Consider the following 4,026-nt stretch of genomic DNA (forward strand, 5'->3'; position numbering starts at 1 on the left):
CCCGTAACTGGCCCGAAACGGGGCGTGCCCGCCGGGCCGCCGTCTCCTCCTTCGGCATCTCGGGCACCAACGCACACATCATCCTGGAAGACGCACCACCCGTCGAGGCACCGCAGGAAGCGCCCACGGTGGAACTGCCCGTAGTGCCGTGGGTGGTCTCGGGTCACTCGGTGGAGGCGTTGCACGCACAGATCGAACAGCTCACAAGCGCTGCGGAAGACCTGCCACGGCTGGATGTGGGTGTGTCACTGGCCTCACGGGCAGCACTGCGGCACCGGGCCGTGTCACTGGGCGCCGGCTTCGAGTGGGACCCCGACGACCCGCGAGTGGACCGGCTCGCCGTGATCTTCCCCGGCCAGGGCTCACAACGGGCAGGCGCCGGACAAGAGCTCTACGACACGTTCCCCGTCTTCGCCGAACAGGTCGACCACATATGCGACGAGCTCGACCAGCTGCTGGGATTCGAGTTCGGACTGCGGGACGTCATGTTCGGCACACGCCCGGGACTGGACCAGACCGGATACGCACAGGCGTCCCTGTTCGTCCTGGGCGTGGCACTGTGGGAACTGCTCGCATCATGGGGCGTGTCCGCCGACGTGGTGGGCGGACACTCGATCGGTGAAGTGACCGCAGCCTACGCCGCCGGCGTGTGGTCACTGCCGGACGCATGCCGGGTCGTCGCGGCACGCGCACGGCTGATGCAATCACTGCCACCCGGCGGAGCCATGGCAGCCGTCGCACTGCCCCCGCACCAGATACAGCAGACCGAAGGATTCGGAAACCTTGAGGTGGCCGCCGTCAACGGACCCGCATCCGTCGTGATCAGCGGCACCCAGAACGAAGTCGACACGTTCCTGAACGCACTCGACAGCAGCGTCCGGGCGCGGCGCCTGCGCGTGAGCCACGCCTTCCACTCACGCTGGACCGAACCCGTACTCGCCCGGTTCGCAGAAGCACTCCAGGAGATCACCTTCCGGGAACCGGTACTGGCAGGCGTGTCCAACGTGACCGGCGGCCCCGTCGACGGACAGTGGAACGACCCCGAATACTGGGTACGACACATCCGCTCGACCGTACTCTTCGCCGACAACGTGACCGCACTCAGCACTCCCGGCACCGGTGTGCTCGAACTGGGACCCGACGGCGTACTCAGCGCACTGTTCACCAACACCCCTGCAGCAGCCGCAATGCGCCGAGAACGACCCGAAGTCCACACACTGCTCAACTCGGTAGGCCACATATGGCGATGGGGCCTCAAGGTCGACTGGCCCGCCGTGTTCAAAGACACCGGAGCCCACCAGACCGACCTGCCCACCTACCCCTTCCAACACCGCCCCTACTGGCTGACCCCACGCATCAGCACCCACACCGGCACCGGCACCGGCACCGGCACCGGCAGCGCCCTCGGCATCGAACCGACCACCCACCCACTCCTCGCCGGAACCGTGGAAATACCCTCCACCGGAGCCCTGGTACTCACCGGCCACCTCGACACCACACAACACCCCTGGCTCAACGACCACCAAATACACGACCAGACCGTACTGCCCGCCACCGCACTGGTCGACCTGTGCATCGCAGCCGGCGACCGCGCCGGCTGCCCCGTCCTCGACGAACTGGTCATCCAGACACCAGTGGTCCTGCCCGCCACCCTACGGATCGTCGTCGAAGCAGCCGGCCCCGACGGCCAACGACCCCTCACCGTCCACAGCCGCACAGCAACACAATGGACCCCCCACGCCACCGGCACCCTCAGCGACCGCCAACCCACCCACCCCCCAACAGCCACAGACACCTGGCCACCCACCAACGCCCAGCCACTCCAGCTGACCGACGCCTACGAACGCTTCGCCACCGCAGGCCTCCACTACGGCCCCGCCTTCCAAGGACTCACCGCAGCCTGGACCGGCCCCGAACCCGGCGAAATCCACGCAGAAATCGAACTACCCGACACCAAGACACAACAACAAACCCCCGAGGGATACGGCATCCACCCAGCCCTCCTCGACGCCGCCCTGCACGCCGTCGCCCTGGACAGCAGCACCACCGGCACCGGCGAGACGCTCGTCCCGTTCGCCTGGCGCGGCGTGCACCTGTACGCCACGGGCGCCACTTCCCTCCGGGCCGTGCTCGCCCGCACTGCCCCCGCCGGAGGCAGCGGTGACGGCTGGCGACTGCTGCTCGTCGATCCGGCCGGCGCCCCCGTGCTGTCCGTCGACGAGCTGGACCTGCGCCCGGCCTCCCGCGCGACGCGGCGCGTCACCGACCCCACTGACCATCTGTACGCCGTCGACTGGGTGCCCGCCCAGGCCGAGACCGTCAGCACGGCCGGTACCAGCGTCTGCCAGGTCCCGCCGTCCGACTCCCCGTTGTCCGCCGCGACGTGGGTGCTCACCCGGCTGCGTGAGAGCACCGGCCCGCTGATCGTGGTGACCACGGGGGGCGTGGCCGCCACGGCGAGGGAACGGCCTGACCCTGCCATGGCCGCCGTCTGGGGACTGGCCCGCAGCGCCCAGGCCGAGAGCCCCGACCGGATCGTGCTCGTCGACGTCGAGCCCGGCACACCGCTGCTGGACGGGCTGCCGGACGGGCTGCTGGAGGAACTGCCGGGCGGGGAGCCGCAACTCGCTTGGCGGGGCGGCGAGTTCCTCGCCCCCCGGCTGACCCGGATCCCGGCCCGGAAGCCGGCCGACGACCCCGCCGCCGAGCCGGAGGGGATCCGGGGACCGGCGGTGAGCGGCACGATACTCATCACTGGTGGCACCGGCGGGCTCGGCCCGCTGTTCGCCGAGCACCTGCTCGCCGCCGGGGCCGAGCGGGTCGTGCTCGCCTCCCGGCGCGGCCCGGACGCACCCGGCATGGACCAGCTCCGCGAGCGCCTGCCCGGCATCGAGGTCGTCGCCTGCGACGTCACCGACCGCGACGCGCTCACCGAACTCGTCGCCCGCCATGACATCACCGGAGTGGTGCACGCCGCCGGAGTGCTCGACGACGGCACACTCGACACGCTCGACGCCGACCGGCTCGACCGTGTCATGACCCCCAAGTTCGAACCGCTGCGCCACCTCGACGAACTGTGCCCCGACGCGGAGCCATTCGTGGCGTTCTCGTCGGCCGCCGGCATCCTCGGGGCGGCCGGGCAGGGCAACTACGCGGCGGCGAACGCAGCCGTCGACGCCCTCATCGAGCGCCGCCGTGCCACCGGGCGGGCCGGAATCTCGCTGGCCTGGGGCCTCTGGGCCGGCCCAGGCGGGATGGGCGGCGACAGCGAGCGGTCCAGGCTGGCACGGCTCGGCATGGGCGCGCTCACCGCCGCCGACGGCCGTACGCTCTGGGACGCGGCGCTGGCCCAGGACCGCGCGGTGGTCGTGCCCGCCGCCCTCGACCTGCGGACGATCGCTGAGTCCGAACACGTACCGAAGCTGCTCTCCGTGCTCGTACCGCCGGCCGCGCGGCGGCGGCGCACCGCGGTCGGCCCCGACGCCGCCACCACCGAGCACCTACGGGACCGGATGACCGCGTTGCGCCCCGCCGAACGCGAGCAGGCACTGCTCGACCTGGTGGCCGGCCAGACCGCCCGAGTGCTCGGCTACGGCGAGGTCCGGGCCGTCGAGGCGACCCGGCCCTTCACCGAGGCGGGGTTCGACTCGCTGGCCGCCGTCGACCTGCGCAACCGGCTCACCCGGGCCACTGGTGTGGCACTGCCGGCCACCCTCACCTTCGACCATCCCACCCCGCTCGAAGTCGCCCGGTTCCTCGGCACGTTGCTGGTGCCCGGCGAGGAGGAACTGCTGGGCCGGGTGCTGCGCGACCTGACCTCGGTCGGTGAGTTCCTCAGCGCACCCGACCGGCACGACGACAGCCGCGCCCAGGTCGCCGAACGGCTCCGGGCGCTGCTGCGCGGCACTGAGCGGGACGCGACCGACGCAGCGGAGGTAACCGACCGATTGCGGCTCTCCACTGACGACGAACTCTTCGACTTCCTCGACGATCAGCTCGGCATTTGACGAAACGAGTGGTGCACCG

Annotated in this window: 1 protein-coding gene; it reads left to right on the forward strand. The window is 70.9% G+C overall.

Annotated features, from left to right (window positions below; genetic code table 11):
* Positions 1-4,007, forward strand: a 4,007-nt coding sequence (locus Sdi02f_RS15080) for an SDR family NAD(P)-dependent oxidoreductase (protein WP_159107652.1), incomplete at its 5' end; no start/stop codon positions are given.
* Between the last annotated feature and the right edge of the window lie 19 nt (positions 4,008-4,026).

This window comes from Streptomyces ardesiacus (assembly GCF_003112575.1).
Taxonomy (GTDB): Bacteria; Actinomycetota; Actinomycetes; order Streptomycetales; family Streptomycetaceae; genus Streptomyces; species Streptomyces ardesiacus.